This is a genomic window from Sedimentitalea xiamensis (genome assembly GCF_030164465.1).
Classification (GTDB): Bacteria; Pseudomonadota; Alphaproteobacteria; order Rhodobacterales; family Rhodobacteraceae; genus Sedimentitalea; species Sedimentitalea xiamensis.
This window is the reverse complement of the sequence record NZ_JASNJE010000031.1, coordinates 18,930-40,266: the sequence shown is the minus strand read 5'-3', so window position 1 is coordinate 40,266 and position 21,337 is coordinate 18,930. Positions and strand designations below refer to the sequence as shown.

The window sequence follows — 21,337 nt, the reverse complement described above, 5'->3', positions numbered from 1 at the left end:
GGACCCTCCGGTGATCGAGAGCGCATCCGCGCGGAAAACCTCCGGGGGATGGAACATCGACGTCACCCTGTCGCATCCCGACACCGGATGGGACCACTATGCTGACGGCTGGCGGGTGCTTGGCCCGGACGGCAAGGAACTGGGACTGCGCAGCCTTCTGCATCCACATGAAACGGAACAGCCCTTCACACGATCCCTGAACGACGTTCGGATATCCGACGCGGTGCGGACCGTCTGGATTCAGGCCCGGTGCAATCGCGACGGCTGGGCCGAACCGACGCCGGCCATCGGCCTGAGATAGGGGTGGCAGGCGAACCGCGCGCCCGGCAGCCGGATCAGGCGCGGTGATAAGGGCCGCCCGACAGGATGGTCGCGGCGCGATAGAGCTGTTCTGCAATCATCACCCGCGCCAGCATGTGAGGCCAGACCATCGCGCCGAAGGACAGGCTGAACTGCGCCTCGGCGCGCAAGCCGGCATCGAGGCCGTCGGCGCCGCCGATCAGGACCGCGAGGTCACTGGCACCGCCGTCGCGCCAATCCGCGAGCCGGCGCGCGAACCGGGGCGAAGACATGACCGAACCGCGTTCATCCAGCGCGCAGACGGCGGCGCCCCTGGGAACCGCGCGCCGCAGCAACTCCGCCTCGGCCGCCATGCCGCCGCCCTTGCGGTCTTCGACTTCCGCAACGGATGCAGGTCCAAGCCCGAGCGCGCGGCCGGTGCGTCCGAACCGGGTCAGGTAGTCGTCAATCAGGGTTCTTTCCGGCCCTGTCTTCATACGTCCGACGGCGCAGATCGTGACACGCACTGTTCATTCCCCGCTGCCGCGTCAGCCGCGTTCGGCCATCAGTTGGTCCGGACGCTCGCCTTGGCGGGCTGCCACATCTTTTCCAGCTGATAGAATTCACGTACCTCGGGGCGGAAGATGTGCACGACGACATCTCCGGTGTCGATCAGGACCCAATCGCCGGCATCCTTGCCTTCGACACGGCTCAAGCGGCCGAATTCCTGCTTCAGACGATCGATCAGCTTTTCCGCCATCGCGGAGACCTGACGGGTCGACCGGCCCGAGGCGATGACCATGTAGTCGCCGATCTCGGTCTTGCCGCGCAGGTCTATCTGCACGACATCTTCGGCCTTGTCTTCTTCGAGAGAGGTGAGAATACGCGCCAGCAACGTTTCGCTGCTTGGCTGGGGCTGGCCGCTCACGTGCGCGGCCCGATCATCAGCGGGCATCGCCGCTTCTGCTTGGATTGACAGGACATCGTCCTCCTAATGACACGCCGCCCGACCCCCGGCGCTGGGGATAACTCCAGAATAACAACTCGGCAGCCAAATTTCAATTGCGATGCCGCCTGGCGGGCGGCGCCGCGACGCGGGGTCGCCCGCCGGGATCACCCCGCGGTTTCCTTCAACATGCGCACTTCGCGCTGCGGGAACGGGATCGATATGCCCTTGGCCTGAAACGCGTCCCAAAGCGCGAGATAGACATTACCCCGGATGTTCGTCAGCCCCTTGGTCGGATCCCGGATCCAGAAGCGCAGGATATAGTCCACGCTGCTGTCGCCAAAACCGACGATGTGGCAGACCGGAGCGTTCGGGTGGCTGAGAACCCGGGTGACGCCCTGCGCCGCTTCGACGGCCACTTTGCGCACCAGATGCGGGTCGTCGCAATAGGCGGTGCCGAAATAGATGTCCAGGCGCACGAATTCGTCGGAATGCGACCAGTTCACCACCTGCCCGGTGATCAGATCCTCGTTCGGGATCAGGTATTCGCGCCCGTCGCGGGTCACGACGGACACGTAACGCGCGCCAAGCGAATTGATCCAGCCGAAGGTGTCGCCGAGGGAAATCACGTCGCCCGGCTTGATCGACTTGTCCAGCAGGATGATGATGCCTGAAATCAGGTTGGACACGACTTTCTGCAAGCCGAACCCGATCCCGACGCCGATGGCCCCGGACAGAAAGGCAAGCCCGGTCAGGTCGAACCCCAGCGCCCGGATTCCCATCATGAAGACCAGGCCGTAGGCGAACACCTGGACGGCCTTGGTCGCCAGTTCCTGCATCGAAGGCGAAATATCCTCGTTGCGCCGGAAACCGGATTCGGCGACGCGGGTGAACAGGCGGGCGCCCACCAGCAGCACCCAGATCAGGATGACCGCCTTCAGGAGCACCAGAACGGACAGTTTCATGTCGCCGAAGGTGATGGCGAAACCGTCCAGGAATTCGGTCGCCTCGTCATCCAGGTCCAGCGCATAGAGGGTCGCATAGATCCAGAGACCCCACCTGACGAAACGGCGCACACTGGGATTGCGCACCAGCCGCGTCACGAGGCCTATCACGATCCAGAACGTCGCAAGGGTGGCCGCCAGCCCGATCAGGTAGCTGCGCGATGGCCAGGTCACGTGCTGCATGGTCCAGTAAGTCACCCAGGCGATCACGGCGAAACTGATCAGCCCGAGGCGCTGGCGCACCTGAACGATCATCCGAAGCCGCCATTTCGGCCAGCCTTCGCGGGAGCGCGCCCAATTCTCCAGGCGCGGCTGCAAGAGCGCCTTCATCAGCCAGGCCATCAGCACGAGCCCCAGCACGATCAGGACCTGGTACTGGCGCCAGCCGGGGATCAGAACCCAGGCAAGCTGATCATGCAACTGCTCGTAGATGAGGCCGATCGACGAGAACAGCGTATCGGCCGTGTCCTTGACTGGGTCCATGTGGTTCCTTTCAGGGGCAACGCTTGCATGACGTTCCCGCTGGCGCAAGCCTGTCGGCATCTGTAGCGCCCGCCGATCCCAGACGGTCAAACGCGTTACTTCCGTCCTTGAATGACGGAGAACGCCCCTGTATCTGACAGGCATGTTGTCCGCCTCGACGCTCAGAATAGATCTGCAGGATCGCAACCGCCTGCGCGAACGCTTTTTCGGCGCGGCGCGCACGGTGCTTGCGCGCCCATAGCCGAAACCCGCCATACCCCCTGACCGCCTCCAAACAACGGGAGAGGACCGATGTCCCCCAAAACGCTTTATGACAAGATCTGGGATGCCCATGTGGCCCATGTGGCCGAAGACGGCACGACCCTTCTCTATATCGACCGCCACCTCGTGCACGAAGTGACCAGCCCGCAGGCCTTCGAAGGGCTGCGCATGTCCGGGCGCTCCGTGCGCGCGCCGGACAAGACCATCGCGGTGCCCGATCACAACGTGCCGACAACGCTGGACCGCGCCAAGGGGATCGAGAACCCCGAAAGCAAGATCCAGGTGGAGGCGCTGGACAAGAACGCCGCCGATTTCGGCATCCACTACTACCCGGTGTCCGATATCCGCCAAGGCATCGTGCACATCGTCGGCCCGGAACAGGGCTGGACCCTGCCCGGCATGACCGTGGTCTGCGGCGACAGCCACACCGCGACGCACGGCGCCTTCGGCGCGCTTGCGCATGGCATAGGCACGTCGGAGGTCGAACACGTCCTGGCCACCCAGACGCTGATCCAGCGCAAGGGCAAGAACATGAAGGTCGAGATCACCGGCAAGCTGCGTCCCGGCGTCACCGCCAAGGACATCACCCTGTCTGTGATCGGCAAGACCGGCACCGCCGGCGGCACCGGTTACGTGATCGAATACTGCGGCGAGGCGATCCGCGACCTGTCGATGGAAGGCCGCATGACCGTCTGCAACATGGCCATCGAAGGCGGCGCTCGCGCCGGGCTGATCGCGCCGGACGAAAAGACCTTTGAATATTGCATGGGCCGGCCGCACGCGCCCAAGGGCGCGCAGTGGGAAGCGGCGATGGCGTGGTGGAAGACGCTCTATTCCGATGACGACGCCCATTGGGACAAGGTCGTCACCATCAAGGGCGAGGACATCGCCCCCGTCGTCACCTGGGGCACCAGCCCCGAGGACGTTCTGCCGATCACCGCGACAGTGCCCGATCCGTCCGATTTCACCGGCGGCAAGGTCGAGGCGGCACAGCGCTCGCTCGACTATATGGGTCTCACTCCCGGCACGCCGCTCAGCGAGATCGAGATCGACACCGTGTTCATCGGGTCCTGTACCAACGGCCGGATCGAGGATCTGCGCGCCGCCGCGGAAATCCTGAAGGGCAAGAAGATCAAGGACGGCCTGCGCGCCATGGTGGTGCCCGGCTCGGGACTTGTCCGCGCCCAGGCCGAGGAAGAAGGGCTTGCCGACATCTTCATCGAGGCCGGGTTCGAATGGCGCCTCGCCGGCTGTTCCATGTGTCTGGCGATGAACCCGGACCAGCTGAGCCCCGGCGAACGCTGCGCCGCCACCTCCAACCGCAACTTCGAAGGCCGCCAGGGCCGCGGCGGACGCACCCATCTTCTCAGCCCGGCGATGGCCGCCGCGGCAGCGATCACGGGGCATCTTACGGATGTGCGGGAGATGATGTAGTGGACGCTTCGGCGCCCCTGCGTTTCACGCTCAACATGCATGGTCTGGGCACTCCGCATCCCGGGGTGCCCGACAGCGAAAGGCGCTACTGGTGCGCCGAGGACACCTATGAAACCCTGCTGGACGAAATCGTCCGGCTGGCGGCTGAACATGTGGGCGACATCAGCTTTCACGTCACCTTCGACGATGGCAACAAGAGCGATCTCGCAATCGGCGTCCCGGCCCTGAAGGCGCGGGGGCTGGCTGCCACGTTCTTCGTGTGATCCGATCGCCTGGACGACCCGGCCTATCTGTCGCCGGCCGACCTCAAGCAGATGTAGGCCGAGGGCATGACGATCGGTTGCCACGGCGCCAGCCATATCCCGCTGCGGCGCGTGACGTCCGAGGTGCTCGACTATGAAACCCGCGGTGCAAAGACCCGGCTGGAAGACACCTTGGGGCATCGCATTTCGGAATTCGCCATTCCTTTCGGAAGTTACGACCGCAAAGTGATGAAGGCGCTTGATCCGTTCGACAAGGTATATACCAGCGATCACCAGATGAGCGCCTTCGACGCCCGGATCGTCATGCGGCACAGCTATGTCAAAGACTGGAAACGGGAAACCCCGCGGACCTATATCCAGAACGCTCCGACAGGGATGAAATCAGCGGTCATGCGGGCGAGGATGGCGGCTAAACGCCTGCGGCCCTGACGACGTTCGAACGTCTAGAAGCCGAGATAGTACATCTCCGAATAGGTGTGATCGACGTCCCAGATCGGGTCTGCGCCGCGAACGTATTTCGCTGCGTTTCCCTCAAGGAAGACGCAGCGAAACTGTGGCAGATCGCCCGAAGCATCCAGGATCATCGCCATCTTTCCCTGCCGTCTGAGCCAGTTCAGCACAGGCTTCGCATGGGCCGCGAAATGCCGCATGTCCTGACAATAGATCAGTTGTCCGCCGGTAAAGACCCTCTTGCCCTGAGGTCCGCAGGTCGCCACCGCCACGTATCGGCCTGTCGTGCGGGGGCTCAACCTCAGCTTGTCCAAAGTCGGCAGGGTGTGTCTTGCAGCGAACAGGTTCGACGTGACCCAGCCGCCCGGTCATCCGGTCCAGCGGACCGCGATGGGTCGGAGCCACGCGCCAGGTCCAGATGTTGGCATAGGTCTGGTGTGCGTCACCATAGTCATGGGTGACGGAAATGGACAGGACCGCCCCCCGCACGCCGCCATCGTCGATCACATAGCCCCATTTTCCCCGCCATCCGGGACCGGGCGACGCGCCAGCGCGGTCAGGCCGCTCCGGAAATATTCCGGCGGACGGCGGGTGAAAGAGTCCGACATCAGGCGGATGACCGCATCGAGATCCGGTTCGCCAATTGGACGGACTACGGCGTTTTCGGTCAATTCGGGTTTTCCTGCTGCCATTCGCGACGGTCGAAAGTCACCGCGGTCCGGCCCGTCATTGGAGCATCGGGACACCGAAGGGAACGCTCCGATTCGATTGCTGCGCCGGCGCAGCGACCGCCAACGCGCCAGAGCCTCGCCGAAATGGCGAGCGCCGGCGCAAGACCACCGATTCCCGGCCCATCGGAGCCTCTATCTCATTGATCACAGATCCTTGCGGGTCTATTGTCCCGCGTGAAACCGTCGGGGTGCAACGCCGCAAGCCGGCCGGGAACCAAACGTGCCGGGCACCGAAACGATGATGCAGGCGGTTTGAAACGAACGCAGAAGGAACGAAAATGAAAGTCTGGATAAAGTGGTTGATTCTAGGCGTCCTGTCGGTTGCCTTTGGCTTCTTCGTGCTGGCGAATCCGGTTGCCGCTTCGGTCGCGGTCACGACCCTTGCAGGGATCATGTTCCTGCTGTCCGGCGGGTTCCAGATCTGGGCCGGCCTGTCCGAGGAAGGGACCATGGGCAAGCTGCTCGGCATCGGCCTTGGCGTTCTGATGATCCTGCTGGGCGCATCGCTGCTGTTTCACCCGCTGCAAGGCGTCATCTCGCTGGCCATGCTTGTCGCGATCCTCTTTGCCGCCAGCGGCATTTCGCGGCTGATCACGGCCTTCCAGATGCGCGACACGCCGTTTTTCTGGCTGATGCTCATATCCGGCGCCATTTCCGTGCTTCTGGCGGGGTATATCTTTGCCAATTTCTCGGCCATCGCGCTCAGCCTTCTGGGCATCCTTCTCGGGATCGAACTGCTGATCAACGGCACGAGCCTCATCGCAATGGCATTCTTCCTGCGCACAGCCAAGGGCGCTCTCAAGGACAAGCTCGACGCGCGTCTCAACAAGTAATCGCATTTCGGACCGCGCAGACGCGGTCCAGACGGAGAAACACATGGACAAGTTCACCACCATCACCGGGGTCGCGGCCCCGATGCCAATGATCAATGTCGATACGGATATGATCATCCCCAAGCAGTTCCTGAAAACCATCAAGCGCTCGGGGCTGGGCAAAAACCTGTTCGACGAGATGCGCTATGACGACGACGGCAAGGAAATCTCCGGCTTCGTCCTGAACCAGCCGGCCTACCGCGAGGCAGAAATCCTGGTCGCCGGCGATAATTTCGGCTGCGGCAGTTCGCGCGAACACGCGCCGTGGGCGATCAAGGACTTTGGCATCCGCTGCGTCATCGCCCCGAGCTTCGCCGACATCTTCTACAACAACTGCTTCAAGAACGGCATCCTGCCGATTGCCCTGCCACAGGAAACGGTGGACGTACTGATGAAGGATGCCGAAAAAGGTGCCAATGCGCGGATGACAGTCGATCTGGAAGCCCAGACCGTGACGACCTCCGATGGCGTGTCCTTTGCCTTTGAAGTCGACGCTTTCAAGAAGCATTGCCTGATCGAAGGCCTCGATGATATCGGGCTGACCATGGAAAAGGCCGCCGCAATCGACAGTTTCGAAGCCAAGGCAGCGATGGAACGTCCCTGGATCTGATGATCCGGCACGGCGACCGCATGCCGATGGGGCGGGCGGTCGCCAGCCTGCGGGCACTGCTTGCCCTGATTCTTCTTGCCTTGGAAACGCCGGGTTTTGCCGATGTCCTGAGGGTGGGCACGTTCAACGTCGAACTGGCGCGCAAGGGTCCCGGCCTGCTGCTGCGGGATCTCACGCGGGGCAAGGACCCCCAGATCGACGCGATCGTCGCGGTGATCGCGCGGCATTCGCCCGATGTGCTCGCCATCCAGAATTTCGACTGGGATCACGACCAGGTGGCCCTCGCCGCCTTTGCCGAACGGCTTGCGGATGCCGGAGCGCCCTATCCACACCGGTTTTCCGCCCGCCCCAACAGCGGGCTGGCGACCGATCTCGATCTGGACGGGGACAGGCGGTTGGGCGGTCCCGGCGATGCGCAGGGTTTCGGTGCATTCACCGGCCAGGGCGGTCTGGCCGTCCTGTCCCGGCACCCCATCGCAGTCGCGCAGGTCACGGACCTGTCCGATCTGCTCTGGAAGGACCTGCCGGACGCCCTGCTGCCAACCTGGGCGGACGGTCGCCCGTTTCCCTCTGACGACGCCATCGCGATCCAGCTGCTGTCCAGCACCGCGCATTGGATCGTGCCCATCGCGCTGCCCGACGGCGGCCTGTTCGATCTTCTGACCTTTCAGGCCGGCCCGCCGGTTTTCGATGGGGCCGAAGACCGCAACGGTCGGCGCAATCACGACGAAATCCGGCTCTGGACAGAGGTTCTTGACGGCCGCTTCGGTTCGCTCCACGACCGTTTCGTGCTGGCCGGCGGCGCCAATCTCGATCCCCATGACAGCGACGGGCGCTTTGCCGCCATGCGCAACCTGCTCGCCGATTCGCGGCTTCAGGATCCCAGGCCCGCCAGCGCGGGGGCGGCGCGCTCCGCCGATCAGGGCCACACGGGCGACAACGCGCTGGACACGGTGGACTGGGATGGCGTCGGGCGTATGCGGGTGGACTATGTGCTTCCGGCGAGCGGCTGGAAGGTGATCGACGCCGGGGTGGCCTGGCCCGCAGAGGGCGAGGACGGTCGTGCCGAAGCCCTAGCGGCGAGCCGGCACCGTCTGGTCTGGGTGGACCTCGCGCTCGATTGATCCGGGCGGGATAGCCGATGCAAGCGCCAATTCGAACGGAGTGGCCTGAAAGTCCGGCAACAGGCGGTGAAACGCGGCGCCGTCCAGCCAATGCGGCGTATCCCAGAGATACCGCATCTCCAGGAGGCAACGCGCCATCGGCCAGAACGGGCGCGCCAGCAGCAGGGGAAGCCAGGACATCCGCTTCAGCTTCAGCGGCCGCGACACAAGACGTTCCAGGGCCGCGGCCATGTCGCGGCCGCTGAATTTGTAGCCGGGAAACGGGATGTCGGCGAGAACGGGGAGGCTCTCGCGCATCTCTGCCAGGTCCACGGCGGCGGCGGCAAGATCCGGCAGATAGGCCCAGGCGTGGGGGATGTCGGGGTTTCCGGGATATATGAAACGACCTCTGGACAGCGACTTGATCATGATCTGATCGAACCAGTTGCCCGATGCGCAGGTGTCGATGAAATCCCCGGCCCGCAGGACGATGGTCCGCACACCGGACTGCCGGTAGGCATTTTCCATGTGGATGCGGATCTGCCCGAGCGGGTTCTCCGCCCGGTGCGAAGTATTGCTGCCCCAGGGAACGGGCGTCTGCGCCCCGAAGACATAGACGTTGCCCGGCACGATCACCGTCGCGCCCGTCTTCGCGGCGACGGTGATGACCTGCCGGTGCAGGTCCGGAACCAGCCGCGCCCAGTCCGGGTAGGGAGGGTTCCAGGCATTAACGATCACCGAGACCCCGCCGGCGGATCTTTCCAGATCGTCGGTGGCGCGGTCAAACAGCCGGACCTCCCAACCTCTCGCCTTGAACTGGATGGCGGCGTTCCGGCCAAATCGGCCGGATGCGCCAAGGATCAGAACGGTTCGTGCCATGCAAGCCTCCATCGAAGGGGTGAAATCCGGGTCCGGTTTACCCATTCATGGATTGCAATCATATTGCGAAAGATCGCAGGTCATGTATTCAATATTGAATGGATGACCCGCGCCAGATCACTGACTGGACCCTGATACAAAGCTTTCTGGCCGTGGCGGAAACCGGATCGCTGTCCGCCGCGGCCCGCAGGCTAGACCGCAGCCAACCGACACTGGGACGCCATGTGACCGCCCTGGAACGCAGCCTCGGAACGGAATTGTTCGAGCGCCACGCGCGGGGGCTGAAACTCACCGCGACCGGGCTCGGCATGTTGCCGCTCGCCCGGCAGATGCACGAAACGATGCAGGCCATCGGCCTGACCGCCGCGGGGCAATCGCAACAGATGCGTGGAACCGTGCGCGTGACGGCCAGCGTATTCGCAAGCCATCACCTGTTGCCGCCGATCCTCGCCCGGTTGCGCAGCCTTGAACCGGAGATCCAGCTGGACCTGATCCCGTCCGACACGACCGAGAACCTCCTGTTCCGCCAGGCGGATATCGCGGTCCGGATGTATCGCCCCGCCCAGCTTGACATCGTGGCCCGGCATGTCGGGGATCTGGAACTGGGCATCTTCGCGGCGCGCAGGTATCTCGACCGGGTCGGCCGCCCGCGACAGGCGAGCGACATCCTCGACCTCGATCTCGTCGGCTATGACAGCAATGAACTCATCGTGCGCACGATGCAGCACATGGGCTGGCCGGTCAGCCGCGGAAACTTCGCGGTGCGCTGCGATAACCAGGCGGCCTACTGGGAACTGGTGCGCGCGGGATGTGGCATCGGCTTTTCCCAGGTGGCGGTCGGACGGGCCGATCCGCTGGTCGAAGAACTGGACCTCGCCGTAACGATCCCGCCGCTGCCGGTCTGGCTGGCGGCGCATCAGTCACTGCGCCACACGCCGCGTCTGCGGCGGGTCTGGGACGTTCTGGCCGACGGGCTTGCCAGGCAATGCGCGCCCGCACGGACCGAGGCAACTTATTGACGCTCTGCGTTGCGCGCGGTAGGGGCAGGCAACGACAATTCAGGAGAGTCCCGCATGTCCAACCCCTCGCTTCTCATCCTTGCCGGCGACGGCATCGGCCCCGAAGTCATGACCGAGGTCCGGCGCGTCATCGACTGGTATGGCGACAAGCGCGACCTGAAGTTCGACGTCTCCGAGGACCTGGTCGGCGGAGCGGCCTATGACAAGCACGGCACCCCTCTGACCGATGAAACCATGGCCAAGGCCCAGGCGGTCGATGCGGTGCTGCTCGGCGCCGTCGGCGGCCCGAAATACGACAACCTGGATTTCAGCGTCAAACCGGAACGCGGCCTCTTGCGCCTGCGAAAGGAGATGGACCTGTTTTCCAACCTGCGCCCGGCCCAGTGTTTCGACGCGCTGGCGGATTTCAGCAGCCTCAAACGCGACGTGGTGGCGGGGCTCGACATCGTGATCGTGCGCGAACTGACCAGCGGCATCTATTTCGGCGAGCCGCGCGGCATCTTCAAGGAAGGCAACGAGCGCGTCGGCATCAACACCCAGCGCTACACCGAGAGCGAGATCGACCGGGTCGCACGCTCGGCCTTCGAACTGGCCCGCAAACGCGGAAACAAGGTCTGCTCCATGGAAAAGGCCAACGTGATGGAAAGCGGCATCCTCTGGCGCGAGGTCGTGCAGAAGGTGCATGACGAGGATTATCCGGATGTCGAACTGTCCCACATGTATGCGGACGCCGGCGCGATGCAGCTCTGCCGCTGGCCCAAGCAGTTCGACGTGATCGTGACCGACAACCTGTTCGGCGATCTCTTGTCCGACGCCGCCGCGATGCTGACCGGCAGCCTCGGCATGCTGCCTTCGGCCAGCCTCGGCGCACCGATGGCCAATGGCCGTCCCAAGGCGCTTTACGAACCGGTGCACGGATCGGCGCCGGACATTGCCGGACAGGGCAAGGCCAACCCGATCGCCTGCATCCTGAGCTTTGCAATGGCGCTGCGCTATTCCTTCGACCAGGGCGACGAGGCCACGCGGCTGGAAAACGCGGTCGAAAAAGTGCTGGCGGACGGGTTGCGCACCGCCGATCTGATCGGCGAAGAAGGTGTGCAGCCGGTGTCCACCCGCGAGATGGGCGACGCCATTCTCGCCGCGCTTGACGAAAGCCTCTGAGATGCACCTGCGCGGTATGAACTTGTGCCGCGCAGTCTTCAGCCGGACAGCGGCCGGGCCGCGTCCCGGAGGCCCGACATGACATCCGTCACAGGCCCGGAAGCCGCCAGTTTGCGTGGTGCATTTTTCGGCCTGGCCGCTTTCGCGATCTTTTCCACCCACGATCTGCTGATCAAGTATCTTGGCGGGCACTATTCCCCGTTCCAGATCGTGTTCTTCAGTTCGCTGATCAGTTTTCCCTTCATCACCCTGCTCATCATCCGCGACGGCAAGCCCGGCACGCTGCGCCCGGTGCATCCCTGGTGGATGCTTTTGCGCAGCGTCTCGGGGGTCACGGCCGCAGTCGGCGCCTTCTACGCGTTCTCCGTGCTGCCGCTGGCGCAGGTCTACGCGATCCTTTTCGCGGCGCCGCTGCTCATCACCCTGCTGTCGGTGCCGATCCTCGGGGAAACCGTGCGCCTGCGGCGCGGGCTCGCGGTCGTGGTGGGGTTGCTGGGCGTGATCGTGGTGCTGCGGCCGGGCACCGCAGAGCTTGGCCCTGGCCATATGGCCGCCCTGCTGTCCGCCGTGGCCGGCGCGTTCAATTCCATCGTGGTGCGCAAGATCGGGCAGGACGAACGCCCGGTCCTGATGATTCTCTATCCGATGCTGGCAAGTGTGGGTCTGATGGCCATCGCCCTGCCCGCCGTGTACCGCCCGATGCCGCTCATCGACCTCGGCGCGCTCGCCGTGGTTTCGGTGATGGTCCTGATCGCCATGTCCTGCCTGATCGCGGCCTACCGCCGCAGCCCGGCGGTCGTGGTCGCGCCGATGCAATATTCGCAGATCCTCTGGGCCGCGCTTTATGGCGCGACCCTGTTCGGCGAATACCCGGACGCCATGACCTACCTTGGCGCTGCAATCACCACCGCCAGCGGCCTTTACATCCTGCGCCGCGAATACAGCGGCAAGGTATCCCGCCACACCCCGGTTCTGGAAACGAAAACCCGGATCGGCCTCGACACCAGCCTGCGCGTCGGCACAATCGAGAACAACCTCAAGGGACCCAAATGATGGGGCTTGCCAAAGTCGTGTCAGGTCTGTAATCCGCACGCACAACGGTCGGAGTGTAGCTCAGCCTGGTAGAGCACTGTCTTCGGGAGGCAGGGGCCGGAGGTTCGAATCCTCTCACTCCGACCAATGAAATCAGATACTTACGTCTTCAGTCGATTTCCCCCGCCCCCGCTTCGCCCCCAAATACCCCATCGAGCGCGGCGTTCACAGCGTCCACGTCCGACGTGTCGAGTGCCGACTCGGCAATCTCGCTGGCAGCTTGCTCGACGTGCGGCTGCGCGAACCCGACGGCCAGGAAGGCGATCACGAAAATGAAAGTCATGCTTGGTTCCCTTCGAGTCGGCGCTCAATACCCGCGATTTCTCCCAGTCTCGCACCGACGGCTGCGCCCCAACCCGACGCTGCGTCGTTCTGCGCAATCAGTTCGTCGCGCCGCGCCATCATGTTGCGATAGCAAGCGCATGCATCGCCAGATAACCCGCAGTTCACATAGCAGTACATCATCATCCGTTCCTTTCGATTGCGTCGAGTGCGCCCTGTTGGAAGTCGGGCGACAGGTGCCAGTACACCCGCTCGATCGTTTCGGTGCTGGTTGAGAAGAACCCCGCGGCGTCCTCTTTGGTCGCGCCACCCTGTATCGCCCAGGTGATCGCGGTGTGCTTCAGCGTGTGCGGCGTCGGTCGCCACCCGAGGTCGGCATCCGTGACAGCGTGTGACCATGACGTCTTGACGCTGCCGACGCGCCCGCCCTTCCACTCAACCGCCCAGGTGTCTCCCCGCGCAGCCCACCGTCGCGCATGGGCGAGTAGCTGGCGTGGGATCCGTGCGGGTGCGCGGCGTTTCCGTGTGGCGCGTTCGCCGCTGCCGATGCGGTACAGTATCCCCGCGTCCAGATCGAACCAGCCGCCGGTCGTCGTCGGACCCGACAGTCGCAGGTTCAGCGTCGCGTCACGTCGGGTGCCGGTATAGAGCGCCACGAGGATGAAGTGGCGCAGGTGACGCGGCGAGACCCGTAGTAGCTTGGCGACCTCGCTGCGCGTCATCGCGCGTTGTTTGGTCTCGGGTGCCGCCGGCATCGGGAACATGGGCACAGTGGTCAGGTATCCCTCTTTGCCGCAGTAGACCATCGCCGCGCGAAGTGTCCCGAGTTCCCGACGGACGGTCCCGACGGATACCCCCCGGTGCTTGGCATACAGACGGGTCGTTGAACCTTTTACGTCCGCACAGGAGCGATTCCCCCAAAACGGCAATAGTGCGTCAATGGCGTACCCTATGCGTGCGGGGTCGGCCACCGTCGGCGCATGTTCCTCTCCGTAGATCGCCAGGGCATCGGCCACTGTCATTTCCTCCGGTCCATATGGACCACTTTTGCGGTTCTTTTGGTCGATGTATTCCGCGAGTTGCCTTTCAGCTTCTCGGCGATCCCCTGTGCGCGTTGAGATTTCACCGGCGCCAGTGTCTTTGATGACGTAGACGGGGTCTCGACCCTTGCGCTTTCGGAGGACGAGGCGGGCACCTTTGGCTGGCATCGGCATCTCTCGATCAACTCCCCCAACTCTGATTCCTGCACGAACGATGATGAACCGATTCGTATCAGGAGTCCATGGGCGAGGGCAGCGGACGCAAGGGGTTTCACCGGAACACCGCCCAATCGCTCGGCCGCTTCGGGAATCGAGATTAGCATGACCTCACCGCTTCGATGAACGCTTGCGCGACTTGCGGTATGATTGCATTGCCGTAACCCCGCAGGAGTCCCACTCTTTCGGGAACCCCGTCAGCCAACGGGAATGTGCCGGGTTCAACTGGCCTCCACTTTCCATCCCGGCACCAGAGCCAATCAACATCTCGCCAGAAACCGTCAGTCGCGCGGGTGTCGTCAGTGACGCCGTGTTCGGTAGCGTCACCCTGATCTTGCGACCGTCCGGTGTTCTCCCCGTCGCCGACGTCCCGTTGCTGTAGGTCTGCCCGCCCGTCGCGTTCCCCACCGTCGGCGTCGGCCAACCTGATAGCAGCGCCATTTGTCGCGGCAAGTCTCTCGGGTTCGATCCGTCGCCCATGCTGTTCTTGCCATCCCTGACTACCGGCGTGTGCCAACCTGCCAGTGAAATAGAGTCTTTGCCGGATGTGCGGTGCCCCGACGCTCGGGCCGCACAAATCTGCTGCCGCGGTGACGTACCCCGCTCCTTCCAGGTCAGGCGATACAAGATCGAACCACCACTTGAGACCATCCTTGCTTGCAACTTGCTCGCCAAAGATTTCTGTAGGACGGCACTCGGAAATGAGATGGAAGAACGCCCACCACAGGTTCCGCTCGTCGTCATACCCAAGACCCTTACCTGCGCTGCTGAAAGGCTGGCAGGGGCAAGAACCCGTCCAAACAGGATAATCATCAGGGACTCGGGCGAGACGCAGGGCGTGCGACCATCCCCCGATACCGGCGAAGAAATGGCACTGGTCGTAACCTTTGAGGTCGTCGGGTTTGACATCGGTAATGCTCCGTTCATCCACGTCACCGGGCGCTATCAGCCCGTTTGCGATCAGTTCCCGAAGCCACGCGGCGGCACCGGCATCGAACTCGTTGTAGTAGGCTGTCATATCGCCACCGCCATATATCCGTAATTCCGGATGTTCCTGATCTTCAACGGGTTCCCCTGTTCCCGCAGCTTCCTGCGGATTTTCGAGATGAACACTTTCGTCGGCGTGTCCACATCTTCGCGCCCGGTCACACGCGCGATTGCCGCGACAATCGTGCTGTGTCGGACCATGTCGCCACTGTGCTTTGTCAGCATGTTCAGGACCACGGTCTCGGCCAGCGTGAACCCCGGCGTCGCTGTTTCGGGGATGACGGCGAACCCCATGTAGTAGTCGATGAAGTGAAGCAGGTACTCGACCCGCTCCGACTCCGGTACGTCCTTGAGTTGTTCACGGACATTCATGTGACCGCTCGCAAGACCCGGTTGCATATCGTCGCGCCCTCGGCCACCAGTAACTTTGCGCTTCGCTGCGGTATCTGGTGCTTCCGTTCGAACGCCTCGTGACCGTGACCCTCACCGACAATTTCACACATTGCCGCGAACGTGGTTTCCGGCAGGATTGCCTGGAGAACTTCGAAACTGGTCTTGGTCGCAGCGTCCCGGCCCGCATAGATTTCCGCAAACATTATCGCGTCTTTGTCGCCACCGACCGATAGCATGCCGGAATCACCCCGAAGTGACAGGTTGCTATTCAACCATTTATGACCTTCGCCCGTGATCGAACCGTCGTCATCCATGAACCCGTGCAGGGCTGCGGTGCGGTGCGCGACCTGTTGTTCCAGTGGAGAGTATCCGGTGACGCCGGTCAGGGCCGCGCTGTCGTAACCTTTGTCACGCACACCGACCATGTACCTAAGAAGCCCATCGTTTCTCATTTCTGCTCCCTCCGCAAGCGTGTCGTTGCCCGCAGCATGATCTTGCGCTGTTCGACGCGCACCGCCGCTATCCGGTCCTTTGCGAACAGCACGATCAGTTCGAGTTCGTCGTGCTGCCTATTTTCCTCGTTTGTGGCGAAATCGCGCCAGTGTTTTCCTACAGACAAGGCATTACTCCGATTCTCTTGCACGCTATTGTAAGATATGTGACGTCAAATTCACAACCCACGAAAGACCGTCCCGACAATTTGCATGCGACTCCGGTGGACCCGGTGCCCGCGAACGGGTCGAGGACAATGTCGCCAGGTTGCGTGCTGTTCTCGACGTACATCCGCATCAGATCGACGGACTTCTCGGTCGGGTGCGTCTTGTTGCCCACCGGGTTCTTCCAGTCGTGGCATGTCATCGAGCCGCAGTCGTTGATCGGGAACGCCGCGCCCTTGCGGGCAAAGATCGTGTACTCGACGTTCTTCATGTACCAGCGGTTCGGCGTGGCGTTCTGTTTCCGCGCGATCAACAGGTTGTGGACCCGGAACCCCGCGCGTCGCATCTCGGCCAGCGCCGCCTCAAGGTTCAGGAAGTTGACCATCAGATAGATGTGCCCAGGGTCACGCAACACACGATAGAGGTCGTGCAGATACTCACGGAACTTGACGTCGTTGTGTTCGAACATCTTGCCGTCGTTGTCGGCAAGCATTCCGGTCGGGCGCTTGTGCGTCGCAGACTCTCCGTTGCCCCCGCTGATCGTCTGGTACGGCGGGTCTGTCACCACGCAATCGACCGACTCCGCGGGCATCCCGCGCAACAGTTCCCGCGCGTCGCCCCGGTGCATCTTGCATGTCAGCACAATCCGAGTTCCCTACCCTGAAGCGCGAACCGTTCGTCCGCGTCGATCACCGCCCGCCACAACTGCGACCGGTCGGGGAAATAGTGACGGACGGTCGCCGCGCTCGTCTTGACCGTGCAACGCTTGGCGACCGCGCCGTGCGTGACGTCCGAAAGCTGCCCGTCCCGTGCTATGCGCACCGCCGCTGTGATGATCACAGTGCGTCGCTGTTGTGGCTCAAGTCTCATCTGTAAACGTCCTTCACTGATTGGGCGAACAGACCGATACCGCCGAGACCCCTGACGAATTTAAGGAACGCGGCCTGCGCTTGTTCCCGCTCGTTGCCGGGGCGCGGTCCTTTCCACCCCGGCGACTTGACCTCGATCGCGGTGAACACCCCGACACCGTTGACCGGCGTTATCCCGATCAGGTCAGCCGACTTGAACTTGCGGTTGATCTTGGAACTGGTGTTCGCCAGACCGTACCGCACCATCCGTCCCTCGGCGTCCAGGCACGCACCGCTGTTGTTCCGCATGAGCGACCCGCCGCGCCGCGCCGCCTCGATCTGAAGCGCGGCCTGGACCGCCGCCTCGGACTCTTCTGTGCCGCGCTCACCGGTGGGGCGACCGGGTTCGAGGACCGCCAGCAATTCCTCGACGGCACCCGGCGATACCCCGTGCCTTGCCGCCCATTCGAACACGGTCATGCCAGGCACGACGCGGCTTTGTTGACGACGCGCCAGAACTGGTGATAGCAGTCGACTTGTTCAGCCAGTTGCGACATCGCCATCCGTTGATGCATCCAAGCCTCATCCCGCAAATACTTCGGAAAATGTCGCAGCATCCACAGGTACGAATCGAGCCAATCGCAGAGGGTCAGCAAATTGAGTTCGTCGGGTTTCAGGCACGGGTAGTCGAACCCCTGGTTGGCGATGGATTCCATCTCGACGTCGCGCAACATGCCGCGAATTACCGGGTGTTTTTCCTTTGCCGGGTGCGCCATGTCACCGGCGTCCACCTCGCCCTGGTCATGCAGCATGGCGGCAACAAGCGCGTCGCGGCTGACGTACGGTTTGAACGACAGCATCAACAGCGCGACACGTTGCTGGTGGCCCGAGTTGTAATCGACCGTGTCGCAGAGTTGCGGGTGGGTGTGCCAGCGCCGAACGAAGCCAGCGGACCATGCGTCAAATGCGTTCATCAATCTGTTCCTTGAGTTTGTTTGCGGCGGGTCTGCCGAGGGTTTGGGCAGACATGATGTCGGTCCCAAAGGTGTGGTAGAATCTGCGGTAAATCTCGCTGTCGGGTCGCCCCATGTCGCGCTGCACGCCGGCCCATACCGCGATCGAGTGGCGTAGTTCTTCCTGCGCTTCCTGGCGCAGCCGGTGGTTCTTGTTGATCGACGCGCCGACGATGTCGCTGCCGTCTGCCGGCGGTGGGCCGTCAACCGCCTCGATTTCCCCGCGCATGGCGGCGAGTGTTTCCGCGTCCAGTTCGATCAGGTCGCCGTCCACGAACTCGGGGCGCCCGCGGGACTCGGGTTCCGGCCGGTGCCCGCAGAACGGACACTTGGGCGTCACCGCCTCGTAGGCCATGAAGCATTCAGTGCATGTCGTGACCGGCATGACGTTCGGATCCCGCTGGCCGCGCTTGCCGCGTTCCTCTGCCAGCAACGACCAGTTGCGCGGGGCATCGGGGAGACCGTGGCGCACGACGTTGCCGACGTGGTCGATGATCGTGCCGTGCGTCTTGCCCTTGATCGTCCGCAGCGCCCTCCCGAACTGTTGGACATAGAGACCATAGGATTCCGTCGGGCGACCCATCGACACGACCTCGACAGCCGGGACGTCCACACCCTCGCCGAACAGATCGACGTTGACCAGTTGCAGCAATGTGCCGTTGACGAACTTCTGGAATATGGCGTCGCGCACCGAGTCGGGTGTCTTGGCGCTCACACACTCTGCCGGAACCCCGGCGTCACGGAACGCTGCGGCGGTCTCGTTGGCTTGATCGACGTCCACGACGAACGTAATGCCGCGCTTGCCGGGTGCGATTCGCTTGTAGTGCGTGACGATGTCGCCGACAATCTGCGACTTGTGCGCTTCCTGCCGCAGCGACGCGCCCGAGAAGTCACCGCTCGCACCGACCTTGATGTTCGCGCGGTCGATGGATTGTGACGGACAAAAGATGCGATATTCACACAGCGAGCCGCGCCCAATCAGTTCCCGCATGTTCGGCCCGACAACCATCGAATCAAACACCCCGCCCTGCGACCTGGCGAGCGACTTGCGATCGGCGCGAATCGGTGTTGCGGTGAACCCGATACCGGTGGCGCGGGGGAACATCTCGGTCGCCTTGCCCCATTTGTTACCGGTCAGCACGTGATGACATTCGTCTATCATCCACATCTCGATCGTGTTGGCCCACTGGCGCAGCTTGTCGGCGCGTGCATTCAGCGTATCGACGCCGGCAACCGTGAACGGGGCGCGAGGATTGTAGAACGACCGACCGAACAGACGCACATGTTGTTGAATGCAGAAATTCACTGTATTCTTTGACGCGATGATGTTGTGATGCACGCCAAATTGCGCGATCGCCTTACTGATTTGTGACACCAGTTCGTGACGATGGGCGATAGCGACCGACGGGCGTGTCTGACGTTCCGCCAGCGCACCCATTACTACTGTCTTGCCAAAACCCGTCGGTGCGACAAGTATGACGTTGCCTGTCGCGGCATCGCCATCTTGGATCAACTTCGACTGATCGGGTCTTAATGTGAATTTTGTGCTAGACATAATTCCTTTTAACCGTTACTAACTGTTGTTGCAAGATACAAATTGCTCATTAACGCCAACGGAGACACAAATGCCCAAATACAAATTGGAAATCGAGTTCGACACAGAGGATGACCTTCGGGCGTACCTCGGTGGCGAGACACGCGCCGCAGCACCCGCACCCGCAGAGCCGGCACGCGAGCCTGAAGCACACAGCCCGTCCGTCGCGCAGACCAAAGCCGACGACGGTGACAGCGACGAGATTACTGACGACGTCGATGCGGATGGTCTGCCGTATGATCCGGAAATCCATGCGGACCCCAAGTCGTTCACGGCGAAAGGCACCTGGCGTTCGAAGCGCGGCAAGTCCAAGGAAGCCGACGAGGCACGCGCTGCGTTCAAAGCTGCCGGTGGTGCTGAAGCCGCACCCGAGACGACCCCTGCCGCCACCCCCGCAATGCCGGGAATGCCCGGTGCAGCCAAAGCCGCACCCGCGCCCGTCAGCTTCGACCAGATGCTCGACAAGACCCTCGGCATGATGCAGCGCGGCAAGATCGACGCTGACGGCGTGACCGCACTCTACGCCAAACTCGGCATCCCCGACCCGTCGGCATTGGAGACCAATGAAAGCTATCGCGCAGCACTGTTTGCAGAACTGTGCGCCATCGAGCCGGAACTGGCCTGATGGATCTGCGCCCGTCATCATCCCATATCTGGACCAAGTGTGCCGCCATGCCTCTCATGTCGTCACGAGTCCCCCCTGGTGACGTAGGAGATCCTGCCCGCGAGGGTACATGCGCCGCTTGGGTTGCAGAGATGGTCTTGACGGGCGCAGTTTCTACCGCTGCCGACATGGTCGGTCAGTCACACGAAAACGGATGGTTGGTCGAGCCTGACATGGCGCAACACATCCAGAAATACGTCGATCGCGTCCGGTCCTACGGCGGTGAAATCCACACCGAGCGCAAGGTCCGACTCAACCAGCATATCGCCGGGACGCCCGACGCTTTCGCCGTCCTCGGCAGCGACCACGTCCTGATCGTGGACGACCTGAAATATGGTTTCGGTCTGGTCGAGCCGTACCAGAACCCGCAAGTCTGCATCTATGCCGGCGCTATCCTGCGGATGCTGACAGCACGGGGCGTGCGCGTCGATCGCGTCGTCATCGGGATTTACCAGCCACGGGCATGGAGTCCTGCCGGGATCCACCGTATATGGTCGTGCTACCCCGAGGAACTGATGTCGTTCGTCAAGACGATCGAGGAAGCGGGTAACGCCGCACAGAACCCCAACGCACCGGCAACGCCAGGTGCCCACTGTGAATATTGCGATGCGGCCGCAACGTGCGCCGCGAACGCCGCCGAGAATTATCGCGTCTACGAGCGCAATGCGTCGCAGCAACAGCGACACATGACCGTCGAAGAACTCGCCAAGGAACTCGATTTCCTCGAAATGGCGTCCGACATGCTCAAGGGTCGCAAGTCCGCTGTCGAGGCTGAAGCCGCTGCACGCATGAAACGCGCCGAGACGATCCCCGGCTGGCATATGGAACAGCGAGCCGGTCAACGCCGGTTTACCGTGCCCGCCGCGACCGTCCGTGCCCTGACGGGACTCGATCCCGAAGTGTCGAAGATGGTCACACCGGCAGAACTCGAACGGATGGGTGCCAGCGACGCAGTCGTCGCCCGCATCACCGAGACGCCACGAACCGCCCCGCGCCTGAAGAAAGTCGCGCCGGGTTATTACGCCAACTTGTTCAAACAGAGGTAACAAATGATGGA

At 62.8% G+C, this 21,337-nt stretch carries 28 protein-coding genes and 1 tRNA gene; 13 read left to right on the top strand and 16 right to left on the bottom strand.

The annotated features are described in order from the left end of the window. The first annotated feature begins 10 nt into the window (after positions 1-10). Positions 11-301 carry a hypothetical protein gene (locus tag QO034_RS19020; RefSeq protein ID WP_407696787.1) on the top strand — a complete coding sequence of 97 codons (291 nt, stop codon included), beginning with the start codon at positions 11-13 and terminating at the stop codon, positions 299-301. Positions 302-335: 34 nt separating this feature from the next. Here the strand turns inward: QO034_RS19020 and rlmH are convergent, their stop codons facing one another. From rlmH to QO034_RS19005, 3 genes are all read right to left on the bottom strand, one after another. Continuing rightward, a complete protein-coding gene (gene rlmH, locus QO034_RS19015) occupies positions 336-806 on the bottom strand; it encodes a 23S rRNA (pseudouridine(1915)-N(3))-methyltransferase RlmH (RefSeq protein ID WP_284487118.1) in 471 nt (156 codons plus the stop codon). A 38-nt stretch (positions 807-844) separates the two neighbouring features. After that, entirely contained in the window at positions 845-1,234 is a 390-nt protein-coding gene (rsfS, locus tag QO034_RS19010) for a ribosome silencing factor (RefSeq protein ID WP_284487117.1), read from the bottom strand. A gap of 158 nt (positions 1,235-1,392) precedes the next feature. Then, positions 1,393-2,712, bottom strand: a complete 1,320-nt coding sequence (locus QO034_RS19005; protein ID WP_284487116.1) for a mechanosensitive ion channel family protein — start codon at positions 2,710-2,712, stop codon at positions 1,393-1,395. 291 nt (positions 2,713-3,003) lie between these two features. Here QO034_RS19005 and leuC point away from each other — a divergent pair, with 291 nt between their 5' ends. The 3 genes from leuC (at position 3,004) to QO034_RS18990 (ending at position 5,099) form a co-directional block, all read left to right on the top strand. After that, positions 3,004-4,407, top strand: a complete 1,404-nt coding sequence (gene leuC, locus QO034_RS19000; RefSeq protein WP_284487115.1) for a 3-isopropylmalate dehydratase large subunit — start codon at positions 3,004-3,006, stop codon at positions 4,405-4,407. Further along, positions 4,407-4,670: a polysaccharide deacetylase family protein gene (locus QO034_RS18995; RefSeq protein ID WP_284487114.1), complete on the top strand. Its 264-nt coding sequence runs from the start codon at positions 4,407-4,409 to the stop codon at positions 4,668-4,670. The genes leuC and QO034_RS18995 overlap by 1 nt, the downstream gene beginning before the upstream one ends. Before the next feature lie 66 nt (positions 4,671-4,736). Beyond that, positions 4,737-5,099, top strand: coding sequence for a polysaccharide deacetylase family protein (locus QO034_RS18990; RefSeq protein ID WP_284487113.1), 363 nt, complete (start codon positions 4,737-4,739; stop codon positions 5,097-5,099). Positions 5,100-5,113: 14 nt separating this feature from the next. On the opposite strand, the gene QO034_RS18985 is transcribed toward QO034_RS18990, so the two are convergent. Beyond that, complete coding sequence (locus QO034_RS18985; RefSeq protein ID WP_284487112.1) at positions 5,114-5,419, bottom strand: hypothetical protein; 306 nt, start codon at positions 5,417-5,419, stop codon at positions 5,114-5,116. Between the two features lie 710 nt (positions 5,420-6,129). Between QO034_RS18985 and QO034_RS18980 the strand changes: the two genes are divergently transcribed. The 3 genes from QO034_RS18980 to QO034_RS18970 are packed head-to-tail and all read left to right on the top strand — an operon-like array spanning position 6,130 to position 8,457. Then, positions 6,130-6,684, top strand: a complete 555-nt coding sequence (locus tag QO034_RS18980) for an HdeD family acid-resistance protein (protein ID WP_284487111.1) — start codon at positions 6,130-6,132, stop codon at positions 6,682-6,684. A gap of 43 nt (positions 6,685-6,727) precedes the next feature. Then, positions 6,728-7,333: a 3-isopropylmalate dehydratase small subunit gene (leuD, locus tag QO034_RS18975; RefSeq protein ID WP_284487110.1), complete on the top strand. Its 606-nt coding sequence runs from the start codon at positions 6,728-6,730 to the stop codon at positions 7,331-7,333. Next, complete coding sequence (locus QO034_RS18970) at positions 7,333-8,457, top strand: endonuclease/exonuclease/phosphatase family protein (protein ID WP_284487109.1); 1,125 nt, start codon at positions 7,333-7,335, stop codon at positions 8,455-8,457. The genes leuD and QO034_RS18970 overlap by 1 nt, the downstream gene beginning before the upstream one ends. Here QO034_RS18970 and QO034_RS18965 read toward each other — a convergent pair. Continuing rightward, complete coding sequence (locus QO034_RS18965) at positions 8,407-9,315, bottom strand: Rossmann-fold NAD(P)-binding domain-containing protein (protein ID WP_284487108.1); 909 nt, start codon at positions 9,313-9,315, stop codon at positions 8,407-8,409. The genes QO034_RS18970 and QO034_RS18965 overlap by 51 nt on opposite strands. A 98-nt stretch (positions 9,316-9,413) precedes the next feature. Here QO034_RS18965 and QO034_RS18960 point away from each other — a divergent pair, with 98 nt between their 5' ends. From QO034_RS18960 to QO034_RS18945, 4 genes are all read left to right on the top strand, one after another. Continuing rightward, positions 9,414-10,334, top strand: a complete 921-nt coding sequence (locus tag QO034_RS18960) for a LysR family transcriptional regulator (protein WP_284487107.1) — start codon at positions 9,414-9,416, stop codon at positions 10,332-10,334. Positions 10,335-10,388: 54 nt separating this feature from the next. Continuing rightward, a complete protein-coding gene (gene leuB / locus QO034_RS18955; RefSeq protein ID WP_284487106.1) occupies positions 10,389-11,495 on the top strand; it encodes a 3-isopropylmalate dehydrogenase in 1,107 nt (368 codons plus the stop codon). A gap of 78 nt (positions 11,496-11,573) precedes the next feature. Then, entirely contained in the window at positions 11,574-12,548 is a 975-nt protein-coding gene (locus QO034_RS18950) for a DMT family transporter (RefSeq protein ID WP_284487105.1), read from the top strand. A 49-nt stretch (positions 12,549-12,597) separates the two neighbouring features. Then, positions 12,598-12,674: transfer RNA gene (locus QO034_RS18945), tRNA-Pro, on the top strand. Between the two features lie 22 nt (positions 12,675-12,696). Here the strand turns inward: QO034_RS18945 and QO034_RS18940 are convergent. The 11 genes from QO034_RS18940 to QO034_RS18890 form a co-directional block, all read right to left on the bottom strand. Beyond that, positions 12,697-12,870, bottom strand: a complete 174-nt coding sequence (locus tag QO034_RS18940; protein WP_284487104.1) for a hypothetical protein — start codon at positions 12,868-12,870, stop codon at positions 12,697-12,699. A 181-nt stretch (positions 12,871-13,051) separates the two neighbouring features. Then, positions 13,052-13,891, bottom strand: coding sequence for a tyrosine-type recombinase/integrase (locus QO034_RS18935; RefSeq protein WP_284487131.1), 840 nt, complete (start codon positions 13,889-13,891; stop codon positions 13,052-13,054). Positions 13,892-14,225: 334 nt separating this feature from the next. Then, on the bottom strand, positions 14,226-15,143 hold the full coding sequence (locus tag QO034_RS18930) for a DNA cytosine methyltransferase (RefSeq protein WP_284487103.1): 918 nt from the start codon (positions 15,141-15,143) through the stop codon (positions 14,226-14,228). Further along, positions 15,140-15,484, bottom strand: coding sequence for a helix-turn-helix domain-containing protein (locus QO034_RS18925; RefSeq protein WP_284487102.1), 345 nt, complete (start codon positions 15,482-15,484; stop codon positions 15,140-15,142). The genes QO034_RS18930 and QO034_RS18925 overlap by 4 nt, the downstream gene beginning before the upstream one ends. After that, positions 15,481-15,957 carry a hypothetical protein gene (locus QO034_RS18920; RefSeq protein ID WP_284487101.1) on the bottom strand — a complete coding sequence of 159 codons (477 nt, stop codon included), beginning with the start codon at positions 15,955-15,957 and terminating at the stop codon, positions 15,481-15,483. The genes QO034_RS18925 and QO034_RS18920 overlap by 4 nt, the downstream gene beginning before the upstream one ends. Further along, the gene (locus QO034_RS18915) at positions 15,954-16,124 is read right to left on the bottom strand and encodes a hypothetical protein (RefSeq protein WP_284487100.1); all 171 of its coding nucleotides are present in this window, start codon (positions 16,122-16,124) and stop codon (positions 15,954-15,956) included. Before QO034_RS18915 ends, QO034_RS18920 begins: the two co-directional genes overlap by 4 nt. Beyond that, entirely contained in the window at positions 16,115-16,789 is a 675-nt protein-coding gene (locus QO034_RS18910) for a DNA-methyltransferase (protein WP_284487099.1), read from the bottom strand. Before QO034_RS18910 ends, QO034_RS18915 begins: the two co-directional genes overlap by 10 nt. Before the next feature lie 8 nt (positions 16,790-16,797). Further along, positions 16,798-17,031 carry a hypothetical protein gene (locus tag QO034_RS18905; protein WP_284487098.1) on the bottom strand — a complete coding sequence of 78 codons (234 nt, stop codon included), beginning with the start codon at positions 17,029-17,031 and terminating at the stop codon, positions 16,798-16,800. Further along, entirely contained in the window at positions 17,028-17,489 is a 462-nt protein-coding gene (locus QO034_RS18900) for a hypothetical protein (protein ID WP_284487097.1), read from the bottom strand. Before QO034_RS18900 ends, QO034_RS18905 begins: the two co-directional genes overlap by 4 nt. Beyond that, positions 17,486-17,983 carry a hypothetical protein gene (locus QO034_RS18895; RefSeq protein WP_284487096.1) on the bottom strand — a complete coding sequence of 166 codons (498 nt, stop codon included), beginning with the start codon at positions 17,981-17,983 and terminating at the stop codon, positions 17,486-17,488. Before QO034_RS18895 ends, QO034_RS18900 begins: the two co-directional genes overlap by 4 nt. After that, positions 17,970-19,577 carry a DEAD/DEAH box helicase gene (locus QO034_RS18890; protein ID WP_284487095.1) on the bottom strand — a complete coding sequence of 536 codons (1,608 nt, stop codon included), beginning with the start codon at positions 19,575-19,577 and terminating at the stop codon, positions 17,970-17,972. The genes QO034_RS18895 and QO034_RS18890 overlap by 14 nt, the downstream gene beginning before the upstream one ends. A 70-nt stretch (positions 19,578-19,647) precedes the next feature. Here QO034_RS18890 and QO034_RS18885 point away from each other — a divergent pair, with 70 nt between their 5' ends. Both QO034_RS18885 and QO034_RS18880 read left to right on the top strand, forming a co-directional pair. Then, a complete protein-coding gene (locus tag QO034_RS18885; protein WP_284487094.1) occupies positions 19,648-20,241 on the top strand; it encodes a hypothetical protein in 594 nt (197 codons plus the stop codon). Beyond that, complete coding sequence (locus tag QO034_RS18880; RefSeq protein ID WP_284487093.1) at positions 20,241-21,326, top strand: DUF2800 domain-containing protein; 1,086 nt, start codon at positions 20,241-20,243, stop codon at positions 21,324-21,326. Before QO034_RS18885 ends, QO034_RS18880 begins: the two co-directional genes overlap by 1 nt. The last annotated feature ends 11 nt before the right edge of the window (positions 21,327-21,337 follow it).

What these genes read in the sequence shown, in the direction of transcription:
- rsfS (WP_284487117.1), bottom strand. Translation starts at nt 1,234, where the DNA reads ATGCCCGCTGATGATCGGGCCGCGCACGTGAGCGGCCAGCCCCAGCCA.
- QO034_RS19005 (WP_284487116.1), bottom strand. Translation starts at nt 2,712, where the DNA reads ATGGACCCAGTCAAGGACACGGCCGATACGCTGTTCTCGTCGATCGGC.
- leuC (WP_284487115.1), top strand. Translation starts at nt 3,004, where the DNA reads ATGTCCCCCAAAACGCTTTATGACAAGATCTGGGATGCCCATGTGGCC.
- QO034_RS18990 (WP_284487113.1), top strand. Translation starts at nt 4,737, where the DNA reads ATGACGATCGGTTGCCACGGCGCCAGCCATATCCCGCTGCGGCGCGTG.
- QO034_RS18980 (WP_284487111.1), top strand. Translation starts at nt 6,130, where the DNA reads ATGAAAGTCTGGATAAAGTGGTTGATTCTAGGCGTCCTGTCGGTTGCC.
- leuD (WP_284487110.1), top strand. Translation starts at nt 6,728, where the DNA reads ATGGACAAGTTCACCACCATCACCGGGGTCGCGGCCCCGATGCCAATG.
- QO034_RS18970 (WP_284487109.1), top strand. Translation starts at nt 7,333, where the DNA reads ATGATCCGGCACGGCGACCGCATGCCGATGGGGCGGGCGGTCGCCAGC.
- QO034_RS18965 (WP_284487108.1), bottom strand. Translation starts at nt 9,315, where the DNA reads ATGGCACGAACCGTTCTGATCCTTGGCGCATCCGGCCGATTTGGCCGG.
- QO034_RS18960 (WP_284487107.1), top strand. Translation starts at nt 9,414, where the DNA reads ATGGATGACCCGCGCCAGATCACTGACTGGACCCTGATACAAAGCTTT.
- leuB (WP_284487106.1), top strand. Translation starts at nt 10,389, where the DNA reads ATGTCCAACCCCTCGCTTCTCATCCTTGCCGGCGACGGCATCGGCCCC.
- QO034_RS18950 (WP_284487105.1), top strand. Translation starts at nt 11,574, where the DNA reads ATGACATCCGTCACAGGCCCGGAAGCCGCCAGTTTGCGTGGTGCATTT.
- QO034_RS18940 (WP_284487104.1), bottom strand. Translation starts at nt 12,870, where the DNA reads ATGACTTTCATTTTCGTGATCGCCTTCCTGGCCGTCGGGTTCGCGCAG.
- QO034_RS18935 (WP_284487131.1), bottom strand. Translation starts at nt 13,891, where the DNA reads ATGACAGTGGCCGATGCCCTGGCGATCTACGGAGAGGAACATGCGCCG.
- QO034_RS18930 (WP_284487103.1), bottom strand. Translation starts at nt 15,143, where the DNA reads ATGACAGCCTACTACAACGAGTTCGATGCCGGTGCCGCCGCGTGGCTT.
- QO034_RS18925 (WP_284487102.1), bottom strand. Translation starts at nt 15,484, where the DNA reads ATGAATGTCCGTGAACAACTCAAGGACGTACCGGAGTCGGAGCGGGTC.
- QO034_RS18920 (WP_284487101.1), bottom strand. Translation starts at nt 15,957, where the DNA reads ATGAGAAACGATGGGCTTCTTAGGTACATGGTCGGTGTGCGTGACAAA.
- QO034_RS18910 (WP_284487099.1), bottom strand. Translation starts at nt 16,789, where the DNA reads ATGCACCGGGGCGACGCGCGGGAACTGTTGCGCGGGATGCCCGCGGAG.
- QO034_RS18905 (WP_284487098.1), bottom strand. Translation starts at nt 17,031, where the DNA reads ATGAGACTTGAGCCACAACAGCGACGCACTGTGATCATCACAGCGGCG.
- QO034_RS18900 (WP_284487097.1), bottom strand. Translation starts at nt 17,489, where the DNA reads ATGACCGTGTTCGAATGGGCGGCAAGGCACGGGGTATCGCCGGGTGCC.
- QO034_RS18895 (WP_284487096.1), bottom strand. Translation starts at nt 17,983, where the DNA reads ATGAACGCATTTGACGCATGGTCCGCTGGCTTCGTTCGGCGCTGGCAC.
- QO034_RS18890 (WP_284487095.1), bottom strand. Translation starts at nt 19,577, where the DNA reads ATGTCTAGCACAAAATTCACATTAAGACCCGATCAGTCGAAGTTGATC.
- QO034_RS18885 (WP_284487094.1), top strand. Translation starts at nt 19,648, where the DNA reads ATGCCCAAATACAAATTGGAAATCGAGTTCGACACAGAGGATGACCTT.
- QO034_RS18880 (WP_284487093.1), top strand. Translation starts at nt 20,241, where the DNA reads ATGGATCTGCGCCCGTCATCATCCCATATCTGGACCAAGTGTGCCGCC.